This window comes from Pseudomonas sp. RA_15y_Pfl1_P11, assembly GCF_963970975.1.
GTDB lineage: Bacteria > Pseudomonadota > Gammaproteobacteria > Pseudomonadales > Pseudomonadaceae > Aquipseudomonas > Aquipseudomonas tritici.
Window position 1 is genome coordinate 1 of record NZ_CAXAOY010000019.1, and the last position, 19,128, is coordinate 19,128.

The following is a 19,128-nucleotide window of genomic DNA, read 5'->3' on the forward strand; positions in this document are numbered from 1 at the left end:
TCGAGCTGGGTTTCAGAGATATCAAAAGCTCGATGCAGCAGAACGCAATGACCTTACGCAGCAAGAAGATCGACTTGGTGTATCAGGAGGTCTGGGGCTTGTTGCTTGCCTACAACGTGATTCGCCGAGAAGCGAGTCAAGCCGCAATGGCTTTTGGTCGAGCGCCGTCGGATATCCGGTTCAAGCCAGCCTGCCAATACATCGCCGTTCAGTTGATCGTGATGGCAGCGGCTAACCCAATTTCAGCAACGGGAAGACGATTGGCGGAGCTAAGGGCGGGTGTTGGAGGGATGTTTCTAAGCCACCGTCCAAGGCCTTCGAGACCCAGGACGGTGAAGATATCAAAGACCCGGTTTCCGGTGAATCGTAAGGCTGCTCCGCTTAAGTGAACAGCATTACCTACGAGAGGCGGCTTTTTCACACCGATCGAATCTTACAACTTAGGACCCGCAGCCTTGATCGCATCGCTCACTTCAAACTTCTTGAAGTTCTCGATGAACAACGCAGCCAGCGCCTTCGCCGCGTCATCATAAGCAGCCTTGTCAGCCCAGGTGTTACGTGGGTTCAACAGGCCAGTCTCAACGCCCGGTACGGCCAATGGCACGTCGAGGTTGATGGTGTCCAGGTGTTCGGTTTCAGCACCGATCAACGCGCCGCTCTGGATCGCTGCGATGACGCCGCGAGTAGTCGGGATGTTGAAGCGGTTGCCGACGCCGTAGCCGCCGCCGGTCCAGCCGGTGTTGACCAGGTAGACCTTGGAGCCGAAGCCGCGGATGCGTTTGATCAGCAACTCAGCATATTCGCCGGCCGGACGCGGGAAGAACGGCGCGCCGAAGCACGTGGAGAAGGTCGACTTGATGCCGCTGCCGGAACCCATTTCGGTCGAGCCCACCAGTGCGGTGTAGCCGGACAGGAAGTGGTAGGCCGCTTGTTCTTCGCTGAGGATCGACACGGGTGGCAGCACGCCAGTCAGGTCGCAGGTCAGGAAGATCACCGCGTTTGGCTCGCCGCCCAGGTTCTTCTCGGAACGCTTGGCAACGTGCTCCAGCGGGTAAGCGGCGCGGCTGTTCTGGGTCAGGCTGACGTTGGTGTAGTCGGCGTGCCTGGCATCGTCGATAACCACGTTTTCCAACACAGCGCCATGCTTGATGGCTTTCCAGATGACTGGCTCGTTCTTCTCGGAGAGGTCGATGCACTTGGCATAGCAACCGCCTTCGATGTTGAACACCACGCCTTCGCCCCAGCCGTGTTCGTCGTCACCGATCAGGTAACGGCTTTCGTCGGCCGACAGGGTGGTTTTACCGGTGCCCGACAGGCCGAAGAACAAGGTCACGTCGCCTGCTTCGCCAATGTTGGCGGCGCAGTGCATCGGCAGTACGTCGCAAGCCGGCAGCAGGAAGTTCTGTACCGAGAACATGGCTTTCTTCATTTCACCGGCGTAACGCATACCGGCGATCAGCACTTTCTTCTGGGCGAAGTTGAGGATCACGCAACCGTCGGAGTTAGTGCCGTCACGCTCAGGCACGCATTCAAAGTTGGCCACGTTGAGCACCTGCCACTCGTCACGACCGGCCGGGTTGTACTGGGCCGGGTTGATGAACAGGCAACGACCGAACAGGTTCTGCCAGGCAGTCTGGGTGGTCATCTTCACGGCCAGGTAGTGGTCTTCGGAAGCACCTACATGGACGTGGGAAACGAAATGTTCTTGCGCGTTGTTGAATGCCTCGACACGAGCCCACAGGGCATCGAACTTGTCGGCCGGGAACTTGCGGTTGATCGGGCCCCAGGCAATGGCGTCCTGGGTGGAAGGCTCTTCAACGATGAAACGGTCGACCGGCGAACGACCGGTACGGTGACCCGTTTCTACGACCAGTGCGCCAGTATCGGCAAGCACGCCTTCACCGCGCTGCAGGGCTTCTTTAACCAGATCATCAACACTCAGATCGGTGTATACGGCGTTGTTGGCTTGCGTCATGAGGTTCCCCGTCGGCCTATGGCCGAGTGCTCCAAACGTTTTGTAGTAGAAAGTTGCGCACTACTACCGCGAAAAAAGTGGGCCGGATTATGCCAGAAAAGCCCAAAAAAAGTAGGGCCCTCCCGTCAGAACAGCGCTAAACCGGCAATTGTCAGGTGATTCACCTGTGCTTAAACGTTTTAGTGGCGGGTGTTGGAAGGGGTATCGATGCCTGCGCCGGCGAACAATTGGGCGACATCGGCCGCATCGAACAGGTAGCGCTGGTTGCAGAACTGGCAGTCGATCTCGATGTTGCCACCGTGCTCGACCACCAGATCCTGGGCATCTTCCAGGCCCAGGCTGACCAAGGCATTGGCTGAGCGTTCACGGGAGCAGCTGCAACGGAAGCGCAGGCCCTGTGCGTCAAACAAGCGCACGGCCTCTTCGTGGTACAGGCGATGCAGGATGGTTTCGTTGTCCAAGCCCAGCAGCTCTTCAGCCGTCAGTGTACCGGCAAGGGCGGTCAGCTTGCGCCAGCTATCGGTGCGCTCATCGTCGTCCTTGATGCGGTCAGCCGGCAACTGTTGCAACAACAGGCCGCGAGCACGCTTGCCGTCGGCGTTGAGCCAGAACTTGGTGCCGACTTGCTGGGACATCACGAAGTAGTTGGTGAAGCAGTCCGACAGGGTTTCGCCGTCGAGGTCGACGATGCCTTGGTAGCGTTGGCCTTCGGTTGGGTCGACGGTGATCGCCAGCACGCCGTTGGCCATCAGGTCGGACAAAGTGGCGTCCGGGGCAATCTGGTCGGCGTCGTAACGGGCCAGGCCACGGATTTCGCGTTCGCTGGAACACTCGATCATCAGCATCGGGACCGGACCTTCAGACCGCGCCTGCAAAATAAGCAGACCGTCGAATTTCATCGTGCCCACCAGCAGCGAGGCGGCCGCCATCAGCTCGCCGAGCAGTTGCGCAACCGGCTCCGGATAAGGGTGCTTGGCAAGGACTTCAGCATAGCTGCGCTCCAGCGAGACCAGTTCGCCGCGGGCATCGTTCTCGTCGAAGATGAAGCGTTGGGTGAAGTCGGTATCCGGTAGATCAGTCATAGGTCTGGGTATCTGAATTGATGACAAATTGATTACAAAGTTTATAGAATTAAACGCTTTAGCACCGTTTTGGTGCTGTTTTCTAGAGCCGTGGGGGACAGTTTATGAACAATCCGAGTTTGTTCCAAGCCAAGTGGAGCCTCGGGGGGTGGGCCTGGTGCAATCTACTCGCGATCGGGCTGCTGTGTTTTTGGCTGTGGCCCACGGGCCAGATGCTGTGTGTGGTTTTCGACGAGTGGCTGTTTCATCTGCTCAATAAACCGCTCGCGAGCAACTCCACATGGCTGCACGTGTGGGCCGTGGCCAGTTTGCGACCGTTCGACGCAGTGGTCGGCGTGATTCTGCTGCTGTTGTTGATTCGCGGTGATTGGGTATTCAAGGCCGTGCAGGTGCGCCAGGCACTGTTCGGTTTTGTCGGAATTCTGCTGCTGTTGCTGTTTATTCGCATGCTGTTTTCCAAGTTCGCGGCACACATGGGCTGGCAACACAGTAGCCCGTCGATGGTCATCAGCGGGGCGATCCGGATGAGCGACTATTTCCCTGGGCTGGAAAAGACGTGGGAACTGAAGGACCGTTCGAGCCAGAGTTTCCCGGGGGATCACGCTTCGGTGCTGTTGATCTGGGGGATGTTCATGACGGTGTTCGCCAAGCGCACCGGCCAGGTGCTGGTGATTTGGGGCCTGGCACTGTTGTTCATGATGCCGCGCCTGGTGGCGGGGGCGCACTGGGGGCAGGACGACTACATCGGTGGTGTGTTGCTGGCACTGTTGGCGCTGGGGTGGGGGTATTACACACCGTTTGCGGCGAAGGTGTCGGGTGGGTTGTTGCGGGTGACGGCACCCGTCTTCCGGCTGTTTCAACGAGTGCCACTGATTAGTCGGCTAAGCGTCATACGCTTGTAGTGAGCAGGCTTGCCCCGCGCAGGGTCAGTCATCATTGCCACTGCCGCGAAACTTGAACAAGTCGCGGCGCTGCTTCTTGCTCGGCTTGCCATCGGTGGTCATGCCGATACCGCCGGCCTTTCGCATCGCCGCCGCATTTTCACGCTTAGCAATACTGGCTTCGGTCTCGGTGTACAGCGCCTGCGCTTCAGGCGCCCCACGGCGCACGATGGAAAGCGCCTGGACCACGACCGTTTTTTCATCAAACCCGGTACGAATCTGAAATTCATCCCCGACGCGCGGTTCCTTGCCTGGCTTGCAGCGCTCGCCACGATGATGCACCTTGCCACTCTCGATGGCAGCCTTCGCCAGGGCACGGGTTTTATAGAAGCGCGCAGCCCACAGCCACTTGTCCAGACGGACTTTTTCTTCCTCTTCCTGCTTTTGAGCCACTTGAATTCCTCGCTCTGAAAAATGTCGCAACTTTAACGTTGAAACCCTTCGACGCATAAACCCTAAGGCTCACCTAAGATACGCCAGGTAGCACTCTGTTTTCGCGAGGATACGCTGTGACCGACTTTCCCACTTCACTCACCTCGCCTGACCAGCGCTGCGTGGGCTGCCAGCAAAGCGAACCCTTGGGGTTCGATTTTGCGTTCGCCTATCAGCCTATCGTAGACCTTCGGGACCATTCGATCTTCGCCCACGAAGCCCTGGTCCGTGGTACGCAAGGCGAAGGGGCGCTGTCTGTGCTGGACCAGGTCGACGAAAGCAACCGCTACCGTTTCGACCAACGCTGCCGAACCCAAGCGATCGCCGGGGCGGCGGCCCTGGGTATGCAAACCCATCTCTCTATCAACTTTATGCCTAACGCCGTGTACCGCCCGGAGTTGTGTATCCGCAGCACCCTGGAGGCAGCCCGCGCGCATGATTTTCCGCTGGACCGGCTGATTTTCGAGACAATCGAAAGCGAGCACGTAGATAACAATCGCCATTTGACGAATATTCTGCGTGAATACCGCGAATTCGGCTTCAAGACCGCCATCGACGATTTCGGTGCGGGTTATTCAGGGCTGAGTTTGCTGGCCGATTTTCAACCTGACTTGATCAAACTCGACATGTCGCTGATTCGCGATGTCGATCAGGATCGTGTCCGACAGATCATCGTCCGGGGGATTGTCACAATCTGTGAGCAGTTAGGGGTTAGTGTCATCGCCGAAGGCATCGAAAGTGCTGGTGAGCGTAACTTCCTTTCCGACTGCGGAATATTCCTGATGCAGGGTTATTGGTTCGCCAAGCCTGCATTCAAAGCCCTGGCTGAGATTTCACCCCAGGCCTGGGCAAATCGATCGGTTACCCATATTGAAGACATTTGACCATTTGACCGTTGTGGGTCTGCGTGAGTGGGTGGCACTTCCCGACCTGGGAGTGGCAGGCCTGCGCGCGAAGATCGACACCGGTGCCAGTACCTCCAGCCTGCACGCCACCGATATCGAGCCTTTTGAGCGCGACGGCGAGAAATGGGTGCGCTTCACCGCGCATCTGGGCAGCATTGTGCAACTGCGCCACCGCCGCTGCGAGGCGCTGCTGGTGACGATGAAAACCATCAAAAGCTCCAACGGCCACGCGCAGGTGCGCTACGTAATCAGCACAACCCTCGCGCTGGGTGATCGGGTATGGCGGGTGGAATTCACCCTCGCGTGCCGCAAGGCCATGCGTTATCGCCTGTTACTGGGTTCCAAGGCGCTGATTGACGGCCAATTGGTGGTCAATCCAGGCGTCAAGTACGTTCAAGACAAGCCGGCGTTCCCGGTCTCTACTATTTCTGCCCCAGGTGCTGCATGAAGATTGCTGTGCTGTCGCGAAACCCGCGTCTGTATTCCACCCGCCGCCTGGTTGAGGCCGGCACTGAACGTGGCCACGAAATGGTGGTGATCGACACGTTGCGTGCCTATATGAACATTGCCAGCCATAAGCCGCAGATCCATTACCGGGGTAAACCGCTGGAGGGGTTTGATGCAGTGATCCCTCGCATCGGAGCTTCGGTGACGTTTTATGGCTGCGCGGTATTGCGCCAGTTTGAAATGATGGGGGTATCGCCCCTCAACGAATCGGTCGCCATTGCCCGCTCTCGGGACAAGTTGCGCTCGCTGCAGCTGCTTTCACGCCGGGGCATCGGCCTGCCAGTGACCGGTTTTGCCCACTCTCCCGACGACATTCCCGACCTGATCGAGATGGTCAATGGCGCGCCGCTGGTGATCAAGGTACTGGAAGGCACCCAGGGCATAGGTGTGGTGCTGTGTGAAACCGCGACGGCAGCGGAATCCGTGATCGAGGCATTCATGGGCCTCAAGCAGAACATCATGGTGCAGGAATACATCAAGGAAGCCGGCGGCGCCGATATCCGCTGCTTCGTGGTGGGCGACAAGGTGATTGCGGCGATGAAGCGTCAGGCCAAGCCGGGAGAGTTCCGCTCCAATTTGCACCGCGGTGGTAGTGCCAGCCTGATCAAGATCACCCCCGAGGAACGCATGACCGCGCTGCGGGCGGCGAAGGTGATGGGTTTGAGCGTGGCGGGTGTAGATATCTTGCGCTCCAACCATGGACCACTGGTGATGGAGGTGAATTCATCGCCGGGGCTGGAAGGGATCGAGACCACCACGGGCAAGGATGTGGCAGGGATCATCATTCAGCATTTGGAGAAGAGTGGCGGGGCGAATATGACTCGGACCAAGGGTAAAGGGTAAGAGCAGCGACAAGCTTCAAGCTAAAAGCTGCAAGAGAAGACAGATGCTTTTGCTCTTTCTTGCAGCTGATAGCTTGAAGCTTGTCGCTGCTCCTATACCGCATCTCTGGGCAACATCAAGCCCAGCGGCAAACGCACTCGCGCCTCTAACCCTCCCTCTTCGCGGTTACGCAACTCAACATTGCCGCCATGCATCGAGGCAATCCGCCGCACAATTGCCAACCCCAGACCAGTACCCTTACCACCCCGAGCACGGTCGCCGCGGGTGAAAGGGTTGAAGATACCCTCCAGCTCGTCCGGGTCGATGCCCGCGCCCCGGTCCATGACGCTCAGCACCACATAAGGCGCAGCACTGTCGCCGGATACATACGCAGCCACTTCCACATCGGAACCGGCGTGATGCAAAGCGTTACCGATCAGGTTGTTCAACAGGCGCTTCATCGAGACCCGCCGTAACGCAAAAGGCTGGATCGGCTCAAGGCGCATGCGCACTTGCTCACCGTTCTGGTTGTAGGGCGCGACCACCTCACGCACCAGGTCAGTCAGGTCGACCTCTTCCACCACCTCATCCCGGCCATCGCGGATGAACGCGAGGAACTGGTCGAGAATAGCGTCCATGTCCTCAATGTCACGGACCATGTCATCGGTCAGATCGCTATGGTTGCCCATCAACTCCAGAGACAGGCGCAGCCGCGTCAAGGGTGTGCGCAAGTCGTGGGAAACTCCCGCCAGCATCAACTCGCGTTCGCGCCCGGCCTGCTCGACGTCTTCCGCCATCTGGTTGAACGCGCCGTACACCTCAGTCATCTCGCTGGGCGTATCGCTGACCGGCAGGCGCACGCTGCGCCCCTGGCCCAATTGACGGGCAGCAAACACCAGACGTTTGAGTGGTTGGTTGAGCTGCCGGACAAAGATCCACGCCGAAGCCGTTGAAAGCAGCCCGATCGCCAGGAACCAGCCCAGCACGTTCCAGATCTTCTGCCCACGCAGCGGATGCGGGTACAGCGGCACTTTCAGCCAATCCTCACCCAGGCTTGGCGCGCGCACCCACAACGCCGGCGATACATGCATGCGCAGCCGCACCTCAGTGTCTTCACCGAGTTCAGCCTGCATCTGGCGCTGGTAAATTTCACTGTAGGGCCAATGTTGCTCACCCTCAGGCACCCCCGCGCCCGCGACACGGACCAGCGTGGCGGCCTTGGCAATTTTCTCGCGGTTCTCGGGGTCAGCCGCCCAATAGGCGCGCAGCGTCAAGGCGACACCGTGGCTGTATTGTCGATCCACCAGCACGTCCTCGTTCATCAACAGATAAACCAGCGTGAGTGCTTTGGAAAACAGAACGACGATCAGCACCAGCCAAAGGGTGCGAGAGAAGAAGCTTTGGGGGAACCACAGCGGGGTTTTCATAGAAGACAGCTAGATACCTTGCAGAAACGAGCGGCGCTCGCAGAATTGCAGACGCCGGACCTCCCGTCGACCCTCATGGAATCAAACGCCGGGAGGCCCGCCCTGCAAATCATCGGTCAACTGGTTTTATTGCCATCCGGCACAAACACATAACCCACACCCCACACCGTCTGGATATACCTAGGCTTGGAGGGGTCCGGCTCGATCATCCGGCGCAGACGGGAAATCTGCACGTCAATGGAGCGCTCCAGGGCGTCCCATTCCCGGCCACGGGCCAGGTTCATCAGTTTGTCGCGGGTCAGCGGCTGGCGAGCGTTCATCACCAGGGCCTTGAGCACGGCGAATTCGCCAGTGGTCAGCATGTGCACTTCATCGCCACGCTTGAGCTCACGGGTCGCCAGCGATAGTTCGTAGTCGCCAAAAGTGACGCTTTCGTCTTCGCTGCCGGGGGCGCCCGGTACCGGGGCTGCCTGGCGACGCAACACGGCCTTGACTCGAGCCATCAGCTCATCCGGGTTGAACGGCTTGGCCAAATAGTCATCCGCGCCCAGCTCCAGGCCCTTGATGCGGCTCAGCTCATCGCCCTTGGCGGTAAGCATGATGATTGGAATCTGGTTGTTCGCGCCGCGCAGGCGTTTGCAGGCGGTGAGGCCATCTTCGCCGGGCAGCATCAGGTCGAGCACGACCAAGTTGAACACTTCACGCCCCAACAGGCGGTCCATCTGCTCAGTGTTCGGCACCGCGCGGGCGCGGTAGCCCTTGGAGTTGAAGAAACGCTCCAGCAGGCTGCTCAGCCCCGGATCGTCGTCAACGATGAGAATTTTCTCGCCTTCAGCAGTTTGTGCAGTGCTGCTCATTAGATGCTCCTCTTATCTCGGCGCGCATTATGGCCTAGCTGCCGTTATACGCACCGTGTGCATTGTTAGCAGATTTTTCCTCTACTGCCAGCGAACCCGCGCCCTACAACCGTTGGCGCAATCCCCCCCAAGGGCAGAACGCTGGTTATAATGCGGCGCCGTCGTGCAGGGCAACGTCAGATAGTTACCGTTTGATGCCGAGGCTTTTTTCACCGCTTGTCGTGATTTTTTCGATTTCGAGGGTCAATAGGCTGCCTCTTGACCCAGGCAGCGGCGCCAGTCGGGCCGCTCAACCAGCCTCCCAACGCCTTGTTTTCCGGGCTTGCGAGCTGCTTTTAAGAATTTCAGGTGGTTTTATGGACAGCATCAACAGCCGCATCGCCGAGGAACTCGGTGTACGCCCACAACAGGTCGAAGCGGCCGTCGCTCTACTGGATGAAGGCTCCACGGTGCCCTTCATCGCCCGTTACCGTAAAGAAGTGACCGGCAGCCTCGACGACATCCAACTGCGTCACCTGGAAGAGCGCCTGCGCTACCTGCGAGAACTCGACGAACGGCGCATCAGCATCCTCGCCAGCATCGAGGAACAAGGCAAGTTGACCCCGCAACTTGAGCGAGACATCAAGCTCGCCGACACCAAGACCCGCCTCGAAGACCTTTACCTGCCCTACAAGCAAAAGCGCCGCACCAAGGGCCAGATCGCCCTGGAAGCGGGCCTGGGCGAGCTGGCCGACGGGTTGTTCAACGACCCGTCGCTGCCCCCGGAAACCGAAGCCGTACGCTTCATCGACGCCGAAAAGGGCGTCGCCGATGTCAAGGCCGCCCTCGAAGGCGCCAAGTACATCCTCATGGAGCGCTTCGCCGAAGACGCCAGCCTGCTGGAAAAACTGCGTACCTACCTTAAGCAGGAAGCCATCCTCAGTGCCCGCGTCATCGCCGGCAAGGAGGAAGAAGGCGCCAAGTTCCGCGATTACTTCGAACACGACGAGCCGCTCAAGAGCATGCCGTCCCACCGTGCACTCGCCATTTTCCGTGGCCGCAACGAAGGCATTCTCAGCTCCGCACTGAAGGTCGGCGACGAGTTGCCGGGCACCATGCACCCGTGCGAAGGCATGATCGGTCAACAATTCGGCATCCAGAATCAGAACCGTCCTGCGGACAAGTGGCTCGGTGAAGTGGTGCGCTGGACCTGGAAGGTCAAGCTCTACACCCACCTGGAAACCGACCTGCTGGGCGAACTGCGCGACGGCGCCGAAACCGAGGCGATCAACGTGTTCGCCCACAACCTGCACGACCTGCTACTGGCTGCCCCGGCCGGGCCACGTGCCACTTTGGGCCTCGACCCAGGCCTGCGCACTGGCTGCAAAGTGGCCGTGGTCGATTCCACCGGCAAGCTGCTGGACCACGCGACTGTGTATCCGCATGTACCGCACAACAAATGGGACCAGACCCTCGCGATCCTGGCCGCCTTGTGCGCCAAACACTCGGTCGACCTGATCGCCATCGGCAACGGCACTGCCAGCCGCGAGACCGACAAGCTGGCCGCCGAACTGATCAAGAAATACCCAGCCATGAAGATGACCAAAGTCATGGTCTCCGAGGCTGGCGCCTCGGTGTATTCGGCGTCGGAGTTGGCATCCAAGGAATTCCCGGACCTCGACGTGTCGATCCGTGGCGCGGTGTCGATTGCTCGTCGCCTGCAGGATCCACTGGCCGAACTGGTGAAAATCGACCCTAAATCCATCGGCGTGGGCCAGTATCAGCATGACGTGTCGCAGCTGAAACTGGCGCGTGGCCTGGATGCAGTGGTGGAAGATTGCGTAAACGCCGTTGGCGTAGACGTGAACACCGCTTCCGTCGCGCTGCTTGCACGTATTTCCGGCCTCAACGCCACGTTGGCGCAAAACATCGTGACTCACCGTGACGAAAACGGCGCGTTCAAAACCCGTGCAGCGCTGAAAAAAGTCGCACGCCTGGGTGAAAAAACCTTCGAACAGGCCGCCGGCTTCCTACGCGTAATGAACGGCGATAACCCGTTGGATTCTTCCGCGGTTCACCCGGAAGCCTACCCGCTGGTGCAACGCATCGCCGCCGAAACCGACCGCGACATCCGTTCGCTGATCGGTGACGCTGCATTCCTCAAGCGTCTGGATCCAAAGAAGTACACCGACGAAACATTCGGTGTGCCGACCATCACCGACATCCTGCAAGAGCTGGAAAAGCCGGGCCGCGACCCCCGCCCCGAGTTCAAGACCGCCGAGTTCCAGGACGGTGTCGAAGACCTCAAGGACCTGCAACTGGGCATGATCCTCGAAGGCGTCGTCACCAACGTGACCAACTTCGGTGCCTTTGTGGATATCGGCGTGCATCAGGACGGTTTGGTACATATCTCTGCGCTTTCGGAGAAATTCATCAAGGATCCACGCGAAGCGGTGAAAGCCGGTGACGTGGTCAAGGTCAAGGTCATGGAAATTGACATCCCGCGCAAACGTGTCGGCCTGTCGATGCGCATGAGCGACACCCCCGGTGAGAAAATCGACGGTGCCCGTGGCGCACGTCCAGGCTCCGCACCGCGCCAGTCGCAAAACAGCGCTCCGCGCAAGGACACCGCCACCGCAGCGCCGAGCAACAACGCCATGGCCTCGCTGTTCGCCAACGCTAAACAGTTGAAGAAGCGTTGATGGAAATTCCGGCCGGCTTGACCCAGAGCGCGTTCAGCGAACTGATCGGCTGCCGTCTGCAACGCCTTGAGGAAGGCGTTGCCGAGGTGGCCCTGACCCTGGAGCCGCACTTGCGCAACCGCGCGGGCAAGCTCCATGGCGGGGCGATTTTCAGCCTGGTGGACATTACGATGGGGCTGGCCTGTTCCAGCTCACATGGTTTCGACCAGCAGAGCGCGACCATCGAGTGCAAAATCAACTATATCCGTGCGGTGGAAGGCGGTGACGTGCTGTGCACCAGCCGGGTGATTCATGCCGGGCGCCGCACGCTGGTGGTCGAGGCGGATGTGTACCAAGACGAAAGACTTATCGCAAAAGCGCAGGGTACCTTCGCTGTCCTATAGCTCCCTACCCCCGATTTGAGTTAATTTCGGCGCTGCAATCACAGCGTCGGAATTTTCTTGCCGTGCTGTAGCCAAATTCATGGAGTGAAGTAGGCTTTTTCACAGCGGGTCAAATCGACTCTGAACCAGGCGATCACGCCAGTTTTAACTTCACCCTTGTAGACCGTCCTGCCCACCCCCATATTGGGGCGACTGACGCGTGAAGGAATCCAACTTGAGCGAACTTCTCAACCGCCGCCTGGCTTTGCTCGGCAAGCGCGAACACCTCTCCCTGCTAGAGCAGTGCTTGCACGGCATCGAGCGCGAATGCCTGCGCGTTACGGGTGATGGCCGCCTGGCACAAACGCCGCACCCCGAAGCCCTGGGCGCCGCGTTGACCAACGAACTGATCACCACTGACTACTCGGAATCGCTGCTTGAGTTCATCACTCCCGCCCTGCCCAACCCGGCCGATACCCTGAGCAGCCTGGACAAGATCCACCGGTTTGCCTACACCAAGCTCGGCAGCGAATACCTGTGGAGCCCCTCGATGCCGTGCCCGTTGCCGGCCGAGGAAGACATTCCGATTGCCTACTACGGCACGTCCAATATCGGACAGCTCAAGTACGTGTACCGCAAGGGGCTGGCCCTGCGTTACGGCAAGACCATGCAATGCATCGCGGGCATCCACTACAACTTTTCCCTGCCGGAACAGCTATGGCCGCTGCTCAAGGAAACTGAAGGATTTGTCGGCACTGACCGCGACTATCAGTCCAACGCCTATATCGCGCTGATCCGCAATTTCCGTCGCTACAGCTGGCTGCTGATGTACCTGTTCGGGGCTTCGCCGGCGCTGGACGCGGGCTTCCTGCGCGGTCGCTCGCACCAGTTGGAAGTGCTCGACGCTGACACCCTGTACCTGCCCTACGCCACCAGCCTGCGCATGAGCGACCTGGGTTACCAGAGCAACGCCCAGGCCGGCCTCACGCCGTGCTACAACGACCTGGTCAGCTACACCGACAGCCTGCGTGAAGCGGTGGCAACGCCCTACGCGCCGTACGTAGAAGTCGGCACGCACAAGGACGGTGAATGGGTACAGCTCAACACCAACATCCTGCAAATCGAAAACGAGTACTACTCCAACATCCGCCCCAAGCGTGTGACCTACACCGGCGAGCGGCCGATCCAGGCGCTGATGGCACGTGGCATCCAATACATCGAAGTGCGCTGCCTGGACATCAACCCGTTCCTGCCGATGGGCATCGACCTGCCGGAGTCGCGTTTCCTCGACGCATTCCTGCTGTATTGCGCGCTGAACGACAGCCCGCTGTTCGCCAACAACGAATGTGGCAACGCAACCTCCAACTTCCTCAGCGTGGTCAAGGAAGGTCGCCGTCCGGGCCTGCAATTACAACGTCAGGGGCAACCGGTGGACATGAAGGAATGGGCTGCCGAGCTGCTGGAGCAGATTGCACCGTTGGCCGCGTTGCTGGATGAGAGCCACGGCATCACCGAGCACAGCCAGGCGCTGGATGCTCAGTTGGCCAAGGTCAAGGACCCGTCCCTGACGCCGTCGGCCCAGGTGCTGGCGGCGATGGCCGAGCGTAAAGAGAGTTTTGCGCAGTTCTCCCTGCACCAGAGCCAGTTGCACGCTGAGCACTTTCGCAAGGAGCCGTTGCCGGCGGACGAGCAGGCGCGCTTTGAACAGCTGGCACGTACATCGCTGGCGCAACAGGCAGAGCTGGAGCAGAACGAAGTGGGCGACTTTGATGTGTTTGTCGGGTCGTACCAGGCGAGCATTCTGGCCATCAGCAACTAAATCCTTACGCGGCCCCCTGTGGAAGCGGGCTTGCTCGCGAAGGCGGAGTGTCAGTCGATACATGTTTGACTGATACACCGCCTTCGCGAGCAAGCCCGCTCCCACAATTTTACCGAGGCGTGTCCGGTTACTCAGCAGTAGATGGCTTTTCCCACAGGTTAATCCCACCTTCCTGCGCAAAACGATCGATCTCCGCCAGCTCCTGCGCACTGAAGCTCAAGTTCTTCAACGCACCGACGTTTTCAATGATCTGCTCCGGCCGGCTCGCACCGATCAGCGCGCTAGTCACCCGTGGATCACGCAACGTCCAAGCCAACGCCAATTGCGCAAGGCTCTGACCACGACGCTGGGCGATTTCATCAAGCGCCCGCACATGAGCGATGTTTTCTTCGGACAGGTGCTTGGCCTGCAACGAACCACCGCCCGGGCGATTGACCCGCGCATCGGCCGGCACGCCGTTGAGGTACTTGTCAGTCAGCAAACCCTGGGCCAACGGCGTGAACGCGATCACCCCGGCGCCGAGTTCTTCGGTGGTGTCCAGCAGGTCTTTTTCGACCCAGCGGTTAAGCAGGTTGTAGGCTGGCTGGTGGATCAGCAGCGGCACTTTCCACTCTTTGAGCAGGGCCGCCATTTCGCGGGTTTTTACCCCGGAGTAGGAGGAAATACCGATGTACAACGCCTTGCCTTGTTGCACGGCGGTGGCGAGGGCGCTGGCGGTTTCTTCCAATGGGGTGTCGGCGTCAAAACGGTGGGAGTAGAAGATATCCACGTAGTCGACGCCCAGACGTTGCAGGCTCTGGTCGAGGCTGGCCAGCACGTATTTGCGCGAACCGCCGCCCTGGCCGTAGGGGCCAGGCCACATGTCCCAGCCGGCTTTGCTGGAAATGATCAGTTCATCACGGTAGTGCTTAAAGTCTTCGCGCAGCAGACGGCCGAAGTTGATCTCGGCGCTGCCGTAGGGCGGGCCATAGTTGTTGGCCAGGTCGAAGTGGTTGATCCCCAGGTCGAACGCGGTGCGCAGCAGGGCGCGCTGGGTGTCGATCGGGGTGCTGTCGCCAAAGTTGTGCCACAGCCCCAGGGACAGTGCAGGCAGCACCAATCCACTGCGGCCTACGCGGCGGTACGGAATAGATTCATAGCGGTTTTCGGCAGCAATGTAAGTCATCGAATCCTCTCTTGGACGTAGGCAAATAAGGCCTGGGAATAACGATATTCCCAGGTCTTTTAACCAGCTGAATCGCTTAAGTCTGCCCTTTCGTTTTACAGCAAAGTCCTGTGAGAGGGGTACGTTCCAATGGCGTAAATGCGCGGTTTGTCGCCTCAGCGCACCAAATGCAGGAACTGCAGGTGCCGCTCGTACTGGTCAAGAATGTCGTTGATGATCTGCTCCTTGGTGTAGCCGACCAGATCGTAGTCCTGGCTGCCCTCGCTCAAGTGCACTTCCGCCCGGTAGTAGCGACGGTTGTTGAGCTGCTTGGAACCCATTCCACCGCGTGCAAATGACGGCGTGAAATAGCCACGCATCTGCACCTGATAAACGAACGGATGCTCATCGCCGTGGCCGATTTCCAGGCTGACGCTGTCGTTGGATGGATCAGGCTGGGTGACGATCCTGAGGCCTTTTTCGACGAACACCGCCGTCACCTCTTCAATCGCCGGGCGCACCGTGGTCTCAAGGAACCGGTACACCTCATCCCTTGACGGGAAATGCACGGCCTGACTCAAGCGCTGGCGCCAGCCGCCTGTGCCCTTGCGTGAACCCGACACCGGCGCCAACGAATGCAATTGGGCGATCTGCTTTTGCGACTCCAGGTAGAACGCCTTGTGCAGCCCCCACATCATCAGCAGCAGAATCATCGAGAACGGTAACGAGGTCAGCACCACCGCGGATTTAAGCGAGTCGATGCTGCCGGCAAACAGCAAGGCACTGGTGACCAGCCCGGTCATCACGCCCCAGAACACCCGCAGCCATTTCGGTCCGTCTTCGTCAGCGTTGCCGCCCTTGGACGACAGTGTGGACAGCACCACAGTGCCGGAGTCGGCCGAGGTGACGAAGAACACAAAGCTGATAAACACCGTGACCGCAATAACCGTTTTGCTCCACGGGTAGGTTTCCAGCAGCAGGTAGAGGCTCATCGACGGATCATCGATGGCCGACTGACCGAGCGCGGCCATGCCGTGGTTGAGCACCTGGTCAATGGCGCTGTTGCCAAAGATCGACATCCACGCCAGGGTGAACCCCAGCGGGATCAGCAGCACGCCGAATACGAACTCACGAATGGTCCGGCCACGGGAAATCCGCGCGATAAACAGGCCCACGAACGGCGACCATGCAATCCACCAAGCCCAGTAGAACACCGTCCAACCGCCCAGCCAGTCGCTGGGTTTGTCGTAGGCATACACGTCGAAACTCTTGCTCGGCAAGGCGCTCAAATAGTCACCGATGTTCTGGATCAAGGTATTGAGCAAATGCTGGGTGGGCCCGGCGAACAACACGAACAGCAGCAGCGCACAGGCCAGCAGCATGTTGATGTCGGACATCACTCGCACGCCCTTGTCGACGCCGGCTACGGCGACCAAGATCGCGGCACCCATCATCAGGGTGATCAAACCAACCTGGATCCACTGGGTATGGGCAAGGCCAAACAAGTAATCGAGCCCGGAATTGAGGTGCAACACCCCAAAGCCCATGTCAGCACCGAGACCAAACACCGTGGCGATGATGCCAAAACCATCCACCGCGTAACCGATAGGGCCGTTGATGCGCTTGCCTATCAGCGGATACAACGCCGAACGCAACGCCAGCGGCAAGTTATGCCGGTAGGCGAAATACGCCAAGGCCATACCAACAAAGGCGAACACGCCCCAGCCGTGCAGGCCCCAGTGCAGAAACAGCACCTGCATGGCCTGGCGCGCGGCATCGGCGCTCATCGGCTCGCCCTGGGGCGGTTGCACCAAGTGCGTCAGCGGCTCGGACACGCAGAAGAAAAACAACGTGATGCTGATCCCGGCGGCGAACAGCATGCCGGCCCAGGACAGGTAACTGAATTCGGGCTCGTCGTGGTCGGCACCGAGTTTTATCTTGCCGTAGCCCGATAATGCGGTGACCACCACGAATAGCAGATACAGGGTCATCGCCAGCATGTAGTACCAGCCGACCGTGTTGGCCGCCCAGTTTTGCGCGGCCAGCAGCCAAGCGCCGGCCTGTTGCGGGATAGCAATGACCGTGATGCCAAACAGCAGGATGAAGCTGGCGGCAAAGTAGAAGACCGGCGCATTCATGCGCACCAGGCCGCTTGCGGGGGTGGACGATGCACTCATGAACGATGCACCCCGACGATGAGCGATGTGGCTGTAAATAACGGACTCAGCAAAGGTAAGCCTCCTGTTGTGAGCGGGCAGCGAACCACCGGGTTTAACTTGAACGAGCATTCAAGTTAAACATGGATAGGCGGTCTGGGACTAATTGCAGGGCCGAGCGGCAGACAACTCCTACACTAGCTCAGGGAAAGGTATGACGGGCTGAGATGACAAAACGTTCAGCACATAGCCCGAGGAAAAAACAGAAAACTCCAAGCAATATGTGCCGCCTGTCAGCGCGCAAGCTCAACACAATCGAATGATTCCTGACGCCCCCGAAAGGTCATTCAACTATGCCTGCAACGCCGACAAGCCGATTACTGGCGATCACCGAACACACGCCGACCCATTTTGACCTCGTCAAACACCAACTGCCTGGTTGCGGTACAGGTGGTGGGCCAGACGATGGTGAATCACCGCCAGGATGCCGGGGTAGCACAGCAGCACTTCATCGACGCTGCGGGCGGCCGGGTAGACGTGGTAGGCGGCGAGCACATTAGTGTCCAACAGGCTGCGCAGGGACGGCAATTCGCCCCGCCATGTTTGCCACTCAAGCGGCCATTGCGGGTTCGCCACTGGTCACGGGCGCCGCGCAGTTGACTGACGATGGTCTGTAATTGCCAATGACTGGCGCGCTCGCTCAACGTCGTCACTCCTGAAAATGGGGAGGCGCAGTAACAAGCTTCAAGCGACAAGCTGCAAGTTGAGCGCGATCAACTTGCGGCTTGTCGCTGATGACTTGCCGCTCAAGGGGCCACCACGCTACGTCATGCGGAGCAGCCGCCTTAATAACCAATTATGCCGAGCAAATAACCAAACCGGTTGCCCGATGAAAAGTGCCTGCCTATAGTCGCCCCATACTCATCAACCGTGCGTAGCCATGATCAAACAACAGCTCGACCGTTTTAACCGCCTGGAATTGCTGGGCGGCGCCACTGCCCTGGAAAAACTCGAGCGGCTGTCGGCCTGGCTGGGCAGGGATGTGTACGTCAAGCGCGACGACACCACGCCGCTGGCCATGGGCGGCAACAAGCTGCGCAAACTTGAATACCTGGCCGCCGATGCCATCGCCCAAGGCGCCGATACCCTGGTGACCGCCGGCGCTATCCAGTCCAACCACGTACGCCAGACCGCTGCGCTGGCCGCCAAGCTGGGCCTGGGCTGCGTGGCCTTGCTGGAAAACCCTACCGGTACCGACGACCCCAACTACCTGGGCAACGGCAACCGCCTGCTGCTGGACCTGTTCGACACCAAAGTAGAGTTGGTGGAAAACCTCGACAACGTCGACGACCAGCTCAATGCCCTCGCCGACCGCCTGCGCAGCAGCGGCAAGAAGCCGTACCTGGTGCCTATCGGCGGCTCCAATGCCCTGGGCGCCCTGGGTTATGTACGCGCCGGGCTTGAGCTGGCCGCGCAGATCGAAGACAGCGGCATCGAATTTGCCGCCGTGGTGCTGGCCTCCGGCAGTGCGGGGACCCACAGCGGCCTCGCCCTGGCCTTGAGCGAAGTGCTGCCAGACCTGCCCGTAATTGGCGTCACCGTGTCGCGTACCGACGAAGCCCAGCGCCCGAAAGTGCAGGGCCTGGCCGAACGTACCGCGCAGTTGCTGGGTGTGGATATCCCGCAAGCGTTCAAGGTGATCCTGTGGGACGAATACTTCGGGCCGCGCTATGGCGAACCGAACGCCGGCACCCTTTCTGCGGTCAAGCTATTGGCGAGTCAGGAAGGCCTGTTGCTGGACCCGGTCTACACTGGCAAGGCCATGGCCGGTTTGCTGGATGGCATCGGGCGTCAGCGCTTTGAGGACGGGCCGATCATTTTCCTGCATACCGGCGGGGCACCGGCATTGTTCGCCTATGGTGGCGCATTTAATTGAATGCACACGGATCAAAATAGGGGAGCGGGCTTGCTCGCGAAAGCGGTGTGTCAGTCACCGGATTGGTGAAAGATAGGCCGCA

At 59.4% G+C, this 19,128-nt stretch carries 15 protein-coding genes and 2 pseudogenes; 9 read left to right on the forward strand and 8 right to left on the reverse strand.

Translation table 11 applies throughout. The features are described 5' to 3' along the window. Nucleotides 1–389, forward strand: a pseudogene (locus tag AACY44_RS21725) (IS4 family transposase); the annotation flags it as partial. A 44-nt stretch (nt 390–433) separates the two neighbouring features. Here AACY44_RS21725 and AACY44_RS21730 read toward each other — a convergent pair. Then, complete coding sequence (locus AACY44_RS21730; RefSeq protein WP_339419932.1) at nt 434–1,975, reverse strand: phosphoenolpyruvate carboxykinase; 1,542 nt, start codon at nt 1,973–1,975, stop codon at nt 434–436. 179 nt (nt 1,976–2,154) lie between these two features. Beyond that, nucleotides 2,155–3,057, reverse strand: a complete 903-nt coding sequence (gene hslO, locus AACY44_RS21735) for an Hsp33 family molecular chaperone HslO (RefSeq protein ID WP_339419930.1) — start codon at nt 3,055–3,057, stop codon at nt 2,155–2,157. Between the two features lie 104 nt (nt 3,058–3,161). Here hslO and AACY44_RS21740 point away from each other — a divergent pair, with 104 nt between their 5' ends. After that, nucleotides 3,162–3,959, forward strand: a complete 798-nt coding sequence (locus tag AACY44_RS21740; RefSeq protein WP_339531010.1) for a phosphatase PAP2 family protein — start codon at nt 3,162–3,164, stop codon at nt 3,957–3,959. A 24-nt stretch (nt 3,960–3,983) separates the two neighbouring features. Here AACY44_RS21740 and AACY44_RS21745 read toward each other — a convergent pair whose 3' ends face one another. Beyond that, nucleotides 3,984–4,391 (reverse strand): RNA-binding S4 domain-containing protein, encoded by a 408-nt coding sequence (locus tag AACY44_RS21745; RefSeq protein ID WP_065875839.1) that lies wholly within the window; start codon nt 4,389–4,391, stop codon nt 3,984–3,986. Between the two features lie 116 nt (nt 4,392–4,507). Between AACY44_RS21745 and rimA the strand changes: the two genes are divergently transcribed. The 3 genes from rimA to rimK are packed head-to-tail and all read left to right on the forward strand — an operon-like array spanning nt 4,508 to nt 6,685. Then, nucleotides 4,508–5,314, forward strand: a complete 807-nt coding sequence (rimA, locus tag AACY44_RS21750; protein WP_339419927.1) for a S6 modification regulatory phosphodiesterase RimA — start codon at nt 4,508–4,510, stop codon at nt 5,312–5,314. Beyond that, a complete protein-coding gene (gene rimB, locus AACY44_RS21755; RefSeq protein ID WP_445261132.1) occupies nt 5,301–5,783 on the forward strand; it encodes a retropepsin-like aspartic endopeptidase RimB in 483 nt (160 codons plus the stop codon). The genes rimA and rimB overlap by 14 nt, the downstream gene beginning before the upstream one ends. Beyond that, nucleotides 5,780–6,685, forward strand: coding sequence for a 30S ribosomal protein S6--L-glutamate ligase (gene rimK, locus AACY44_RS21760; RefSeq protein WP_049710586.1), 906 nt, complete (start codon nt 5,780–5,782; stop codon nt 6,683–6,685). Before rimB ends, rimK begins: the two co-directional genes overlap by 4 nt. A 92-nt stretch (nt 6,686–6,777) precedes the next feature. Here rimK and AACY44_RS21765 read toward each other — a convergent pair whose 3' ends face one another. Together AACY44_RS21765 and ompR are read right to left on the reverse strand one after the other, a co-directional pair. Continuing rightward, a complete protein-coding gene (locus AACY44_RS21765) occupies nt 6,778–8,091 on the reverse strand; it encodes an ATP-binding protein (RefSeq protein ID WP_016979042.1) in 1,314 nt (437 codons plus the stop codon). A gap of 116 nt (nt 8,092–8,207) precedes the next feature. Further along, nucleotides 8,208–8,948, reverse strand: coding sequence for an osmolarity response regulator transcription factor OmpR (ompR, locus tag AACY44_RS21770; protein WP_010214095.1), 741 nt, complete (start codon nt 8,946–8,948; stop codon nt 8,208–8,210). A 356-nt stretch (nt 8,949–9,304) separates the two neighbouring features. Between ompR and AACY44_RS21775 the strand changes: the two genes are divergently transcribed. The 3 genes from AACY44_RS21775 to gshA all read left to right on the forward strand — a co-directional run bounded on the left by AACY44_RS21775 (nt 9,305) and on the right by gshA (nt 13,810). After that, nucleotides 9,305–11,629 (forward strand): Tex family protein, encoded by a 2,325-nt coding sequence (locus AACY44_RS21775; RefSeq protein ID WP_339419925.1) that lies wholly within the window; start codon nt 9,305–9,307, stop codon nt 11,627–11,629. Further along, the gene (locus tag AACY44_RS21780) at nt 11,629–12,012 is read left to right on the forward strand and encodes a PaaI family thioesterase (protein ID WP_339419924.1); all 384 of its coding nucleotides are present in this window, start codon (nt 11,629–11,631) and stop codon (nt 12,010–12,012) included. The genes AACY44_RS21775 and AACY44_RS21780 overlap by 1 nt, the downstream gene beginning before the upstream one ends. A 214-nt stretch (nt 12,013–12,226) precedes the next feature. Continuing rightward, on the forward strand, nt 12,227–13,810 hold the full coding sequence (gshA, locus tag AACY44_RS21785) for a glutamate--cysteine ligase (protein WP_339427357.1): 1,584 nt from the start codon (nt 12,227–12,229) through the stop codon (nt 13,808–13,810). Nucleotides 13,811–13,937: 127 nt separating this feature from the next. Here the strand turns inward: gshA and mgrA are convergent, their stop codons facing one another. The 3 genes and pseudogenes from mgrA to AACY44_RS21800 form a co-directional block, all read right to left on the reverse strand. Then, the gene (gene mgrA, locus AACY44_RS21790; protein ID WP_339531012.1) at nt 13,938–14,975 is read right to left on the reverse strand and encodes an L-glyceraldehyde 3-phosphate reductase; all 1,038 of its coding nucleotides are present in this window, start codon (nt 14,973–14,975) and stop codon (nt 13,938–13,940) included. A 155-nt stretch (nt 14,976–15,130) separates the two neighbouring features. Continuing rightward, on the reverse strand, nt 15,131–17,092 hold the full coding sequence (gene betT / locus AACY44_RS21795) for a choline transporter BetT (RefSeq protein WP_339531075.1): 1,962 nt from the start codon (nt 17,090–17,092) through the stop codon (nt 15,131–15,133). 459 nt (nt 17,093–17,551) lie between these two features. Then, a pseudogene (locus tag AACY44_RS21800) lies at nt 17,552–17,814 on the reverse strand (hypothetical protein); the annotation flags it as partial. Nucleotides 17,815–18,050: 236 nt separating this feature from the next. On the opposite strand from AACY44_RS21800, the gene AACY44_RS21805 reads away from it, so the two are divergent. Beyond that, complete coding sequence (locus tag AACY44_RS21805) at nt 18,051–19,046, forward strand: D-cysteine desulfhydrase (RefSeq protein ID WP_339419920.1); 996 nt, start codon at nt 18,051–18,053, stop codon at nt 19,044–19,046. Nucleotides 19,047–19,128 lie beyond the last annotated feature (82 nt).